At 47.8% G+C, this 5658-nt stretch carries 7 protein-coding genes; 1 reads left to right on the top strand and 6 read right to left on the bottom strand.

All coding sequences use genetic code 11. From position 1 onward, the window contains the following. Positions 1-433: 433 nt before the first annotated feature. Positions 434-790, bottom strand: a complete 357-nt coding sequence (locus PHE17_RS21335; protein WP_301017948.1) for a hypothetical protein — start codon at positions 788-790, stop codon at positions 434-436. Between the two features lie 90 nt (positions 791-880). On the opposite strand from PHE17_RS21335, the gene PHE17_RS21330 reads away from it, so the two are divergent. Then, positions 881-1237, top strand: a complete 357-nt coding sequence (locus PHE17_RS21330; protein ID WP_301017947.1) for a hypothetical protein — start codon at positions 881-883, stop codon at positions 1235-1237. A gap of 104 nt (positions 1238-1341) precedes the next feature. Here PHE17_RS21330 and PHE17_RS21325 read toward each other — a convergent pair whose 3' ends face one another. The 5 genes from PHE17_RS21325 to PHE17_RS21305 form a co-directional block, all read right to left on the bottom strand. Next, complete coding sequence (locus PHE17_RS21325; RefSeq protein ID WP_301017946.1) at positions 1342-1578, bottom strand: hypothetical protein; 237 nt, start codon at positions 1576-1578, stop codon at positions 1342-1344. A 145-nt stretch (positions 1579-1723) separates the two neighbouring features. Further along, on the bottom strand, positions 1724-2236 hold the full coding sequence (gene dnaQ / locus PHE17_RS21320; protein ID WP_301017945.1) for a DNA polymerase III subunit epsilon: 513 nt from the start codon (positions 2234-2236) through the stop codon (positions 1724-1726). A 68-nt stretch (positions 2237-2304) separates the two neighbouring features. After that, positions 2305-2889 (bottom strand): hypothetical protein, encoded by a 585-nt coding sequence (locus PHE17_RS21315; protein WP_301017944.1) that lies wholly within the window; start codon positions 2887-2889, stop codon positions 2305-2307. 248 nt (positions 2890-3137) lie between these two features. After that, the gene (locus PHE17_RS21310) at positions 3138-4091 is read right to left on the bottom strand and encodes a hypothetical protein (RefSeq protein WP_301017943.1); all 954 of its coding nucleotides are present in this window, start codon (positions 4089-4091) and stop codon (positions 3138-3140) included. A gap of 120 nt (positions 4092-4211) precedes the next feature. After that, a complete protein-coding gene (locus PHE17_RS21305) occupies positions 4212-5435 on the bottom strand; it encodes an MBL fold metallo-hydrolase (RefSeq protein WP_301017942.1) in 1224 nt (407 codons plus the stop codon). Positions 5436-5658: the final 223 nt, after the last annotated feature.

Genomic DNA, 5658 nt, shown 5'->3' with positions numbered 1-5658 from the left:
ATGCAAACTTTAATTGACGGAAAGGAGGCGTGGCACGATAAAATCACCACATTGAATAGCTGAACCTGAACTGACAGTCACTTCGTTCAAATCGGGTAACTGTCAGATGAAGTCGCGACTACTACAATATAGGGACTGGAAAGCCGCACTCAATCGCTTTACCATCCAGCTCGGAGACAGGATGCCGCAGCATTAACTGACGGTTTCTAAAATCCCAGAATTCCTTTCTTACTGCGTTCTATCGAGATTGCCTGATTGTACTGAGTTTTGCGAAATCTGATTCAGTTGCGGGTTCTGGAATTGAACCGGCTTCGCAGATGTGCGACTGCAAAAGTTAGATTGCAAATGCTGATCTCAGAGAGGGCGAGCAAATCGATACAGCGATTATTTCCTTACGCTGGACTAATTTTATTGCCCCTTCCGTGTCTTAAGACTAATCGGCTTCATCAAAGTCATCAATGAAAGCACGATTGCAGCTTTGGCACTGGTAATGCTCGTCATAAATTATCGGCATATCAGATGGAAGTGCAAAAAGCTCACGAATTACGGCAATCGCTTCCCTCTTGATGCAGCGGTCGGCATATAGCTTCACTCGCCTATGCTGACTATCGTAAACAACTCTTCCTCTTGGGAAATAGTCATAAGCATGAGCTTTGAAAGTTGATTCGGCGACAGTAGTTGGCGCGAGGTTTAGCCAATATTCATAATGGCCGCCATGTTCAACATAATCGCCATACTGTTGGCCAGTTCCAATAGAAACGGAATCACACAACACTACGCCATCAACCACGAAAAATATCCCAATACGCACGGCAGGGTTTTCGATTACCTTAATAACATGGGAGTCGGTTCAGGCTAAATTGTTTTTAGCTTGCTCAACATGATGAACATCACACCGGATTTGGGAGCCATTTTCTCCACGCCTGCCACCCGGCAATCCGCAAACTTCGCAGATGTGCGCAGACATTGCTACAGCCATACTGACCATGCCACGCGTCCTTTCATCGCCGCTACCCAACGTATAAAACCTCAAGGTGCCAAATTTTTCCTTGACCTGCGTTGCCACGACTTGGGGTATTGGGTTATGGTCACTGTAGAACTGAATCTCTGCGCAGAGTGTGTCGATCAAGGCGAACCAGCCATCGCCACACTCAATCCCCCTGAAAGCGCCATCCTGCCTATTCCTGAGATGCTCCGGGAAAATCCCTGGATATCGCTTATAAAGCAAATTTGCTAGCTCATCATGCATGTCAAGAAAGCCGATTTGGCAGGAGTAGTTGGCGAGAGGTTTAAGTCCCTACCAGCATAGGTTTCGCCGACCTTGATTAGTTTCAGGCAAATCTACAGCTTCCGGCCAGCATCAGTCCTTTTCGTGTTTGCCGCTTGGGCTTTTGGAGCAAGAGCCGGATGAAGTTGATCCGCACCAAACGCATTTATTGCCTCCGTGGCCGTGTTTATGAACCTCGAAAGGGCTTTTGCTGCAAGAGCCATAAGAACTGCTACCGCAGTAAACACATTTGTGTTCGTCTTCATGATGTTCGTGAACCTTGTGTAATTTGTTTTTGCTGCAAGAGCCATAACTGGATGAACCACAGTGTATGCAGTGACTGCTCATTCTTACCTCCCTAATTTTAGTTAACCTACATTTTGGGAACTGGTTACGCCCAATTTCCGCGCCCGATCCCGCCATACAACGACTGCCGATTGAATCGCAGCAGGATGATTAAACCATCTTGAGATAAATCTCCGCCAGAAGCTCAGCATCAAGAAGCGCCCCATGCAATGTGCGGTGTAGATAGTCGATTTGGTAGCGGCCGCAGAGAGCGTCAATGCTATTTTTCTGGCCGGGAAATTTTCCTCTCGCAAATTGCAGGGTATCGAATATCCCAGTGCAAACGGAATCAAGCTGCGGCAAGCCAGCAAGGGTAAGCTCGTGGGTTAGGAAGCCAACATTGAACGGGGCATTGTGGATAACCAGCTCCGCACCTGTGATGAAATTGATAAATTCCCCTGCAATTCCGGCAAACCTTGGTTTGTCAGATAAAAAAGCTGCGTCGATTCCGTGAACCTGCTGAGCACCGGGCTCGATGTCCCGCTCCGGGTTTACGTAAGCATGAAAACGGCTACCTGTCAGTTGATGGTCAATCATTTCAGCGCAGGCCAGCTCGATAATACGGTGCCCATTAGTCGGAGAAAGCCCCGTTGTTTCAGTATCAAGAACGATTTGGCGCATCATAAATTTTTCCTTTAGAGAGTGATTGGGTATGGTGGGCAACTTCTTTGCTTCATCTGGACGAACAAGGCTCAGCCGCTTGCACAGGTTTTCATTGGTGGAGGTATCAAGTACGAGCACCAGCCATCCGCAAAGCGCCTAAGAATGGCCGAAACCGTTCCGTCACGGACATCCGCCTCGACGCGCATCGGTATAATTCTCATGTTGCTGATGATCCCGCACATAAAGCGTCGCAGCTCATCCAGCGGAGCTGTGGCTATCCATTCCAACCCGCCTCTGCGCATCTCATCGGTTAGATCGACCGAATCATCATCTTCCCAAAGTAGAAGCCTAATCGGATAGGTGAATCCGGTCTTTTCGAGTGTTTCTGCAAAGGGAATGAGTACAGCATTAAAAAATGTCGGGTGCTCGGCAAGTTCAAGGTTGCCGACCGCCGGATCGAGAAAAGGCAGAAATTCGACAACTGCCTGGATTTCATTGCTGCCGATTTCAGGTGGCGAGTCGTCAAACTCCAGATATTTGATACTTTCACCGCCGGATACATGCATTGCAGCAGAATGGCGGCTCGGGCTGCTTATTGCCCTTGGAGCGGCATCTGGAAACTTGTCGGGAAAATCCCGATGCAGGGCGTTCAGCAGTTCTTGGCTTATCGTCATTTTTCGCTCTCGATATTAGTTACCATCATTCCGCCATCAGGAGGTTGATGACAGCGTGGTATCTCACTGCGCTTGGAATATGGAGTTAAGGCAACCGCCCAGCCAAGCAACGCCTATATATTCTTATCGAGAGGGCATTATCTTTACGAAAAATGAAAATATTTTTTAACCAATTGTTATATATGTGTATTTAGATCACCCAATTCCGAGTCTAGTTACCCGCCATTACCTTGCGTATTCGTCAATGTTTAACCCTTTCGATTATCCACAAAATTTATATGCTCACGAAACTCCGCAAGAGTCAGCATGCTCTTCTCGTGAAGTCCGTACCCTGCAAAATTTGCAACGAAGAAACGAAGATCAAAGTGAAGTGAGTCAACGTAGTCATCAGTTAAATTGATCAAAAACGTATTCAGTATCGTGCTGTCCGGATTATGATTAGCAAGCAAGAATACAACCTCAGGCCGGACTGTCTCATCCGGGATCGCCTTATAATCGTTGCCGTTATTCCCGAATCGTATCAATCCCCCCAACTCACGCATTTGATCAAATTGGCTTGTCATGGTTTCCAGAAGGCTTTTATAACGTTCCTTATCAGTTATGAACATTTCAAAATCCTGCAAGTGTTTCAGAAGTCCGGCCCCTCCCCCGAGAGCGCTATCTCCAAATTTCATCTCGATTAAAGCCGGTCGGCATGTGTTCCCATGCTTACGCTTGCCACGTAACCACTGAATTGCCAACATATCAAACCGGGCTCCCATCTCAGAGTCCGAAAACTCCACGTCGGTAATAAAGTATTCCGTTGTATTTGATACCGATGAATTGTTGTTCTCTCGTGCTACGACTTGCTGGAATTCCCGTTCTAACTTGGGATGGTCTGAAAACCAGAAATCCATCACTTCTTTAATTCGAGGAAAGGACTTAACCCAAACATTAACGGAATCAGGTGTATCAAGTTGTGCTGGTAGCGGCGGCAACCCTCCCTTATGATGATCATATTTCTTATCAAATAATGCCGAATATTGTTCTGGACCTAGCTCCTGAATTTTCATAATATTTCCGCCACGGTAATAGATATTAACGTAATCCTTACGAATAGCTAGAAACAATGTTTCATCATTCTGGACGCGCCTGAGTATCGGGGAAAGTATCCCTTCTTTAAGATCTTTGATGAAAGTTTTTGAAATAATACGTGCACTCATTCCCTCTCCTTGTAGAATTTAGTAGTCCCTAATCAGGCAATAACGATGCGGTAGTATTGGTCCGTGATACCACTTGGTGATTGTGGCATATTCGGTCATTTTGTTTACTCGATCAATAATCTAAAGCTCCCACCACTCTCCATCTCCCCGTGCTATTACGTTGGGGAATAGCGCTCCAAAAAGTTCAGGATGTTCGGAATGAATCGGCACAACGCTCTTGGGCTGTAATGCAGCGACCAGGCGCTTGAGCGTCGGGATGTCCGCATGGCCGGAGGTATGGATTTTTGTCATCGGGATATTCAATGCATCGAGCTGAGCCTGTGTTTTGCCGTCTTTGAGGTAGCCGTCCCACATTGAATAAATTACTTCTGCGCCGGCAAGACTTCCTGTGCCGGCGAGTTGCCTGAGCATTGATGGGCGACAGAGCATCACGGCCTTCGGGCCAAGTTCATGCAGAGTTGCCCAATTGATGCAGTGGTGCCGTTTGAAAAGATTCTCGGTTTCCGTGGCCTGTCTCGATTGGCTGTATGGGATGATGACGCGAACATTATCCCAATGACCTTGGGGTAATTTTTCGTTTCCCGTCGCAGCGAGAATTTCGGCTGTATATAGATCGAGTATCATCAATCGTTTGCTTTTAAGCGCTGCACGGTACATGGTTACCAGCCGGTCAATGTTCTGGGCGGACGCAAAAACCATGGCTAGCCCGGTTATCCGCTTGAAGGCATCCACGAACTGCTGTTCCAGATCGCTTTCGGCAACAAAATGCTCGCCTTCATCAAGGCGTGCGAGGCTGGTGCCTTCAAGCATCAGGCAATCAACCGGAGTCGGCGGGGCGCTGACCAGGTGCTCAAACAAGGTCGCCTTGCGCCCATGGGCACGGAAGTCGCCGCTATAAAAAACACGTTTGCCCCCGGCTTCAATCAACAAGGCATAAGCATCATAAGCCGAGTGGTCAACGGTGAAAGGCGTAATTGCAAACGGGCCAAGCTCTAATACCCGCCGATCTCTTAGCTCAAGGCTGCCTAGAAATGGCTTGGGCCCCGGCATGAATCTGGAGGCGGCCTCCAGAATGTTCCGCGCTGCTTGCCCCATGGCTATGGGTAAATCTTCCGGAACATGAGCAAGCAGGCCATAATGATCCTGATGAGGGTGTGAAATAATGATTCCAAGAAGATCCTTGGCGGGCTGCGCGAAGCCGGATACCGCGGGCAGTAACTCCGGCCCGTTGCTTTCGGCATCCAGAGGCAAGCCAAGATCAACGGCAATCCGGGAGCCGTCGTGTGCTATCTCGACACATGTGCCGCCGATTTGGTGTGCGCCGCGGTGTATGCAGATTTCCATAAATTATTTTCCGTTGATGACGCTTTATATATTCTATTCAGCTTCGATTATCTTCACGGTATTTTAAAAATAATTTTCTGCATGGCTTGTTGATAGATTAGGCACACGCGCTTGAGTGACTCATTGATTTTCCTTGCCAGTATTAACGCCGGAATCAGGTAACAGATTCCGAGCTTGTTTATTTGATTCATCCGGCACCAGCTTTCCTCCTTTTACCGTGGCA

Source organism: Thiothrix sp., from assembly GCF_028714775.1.
Classification (GTDB): domain Bacteria; phylum Pseudomonadota; class Gammaproteobacteria; order Thiotrichales; family Thiotrichaceae; genus Thiothrix.
The sequence above is the reverse complement of the archived record's forward strand: the minus strand, read 5'-3'. Positions and strand labels throughout refer to the sequence as shown.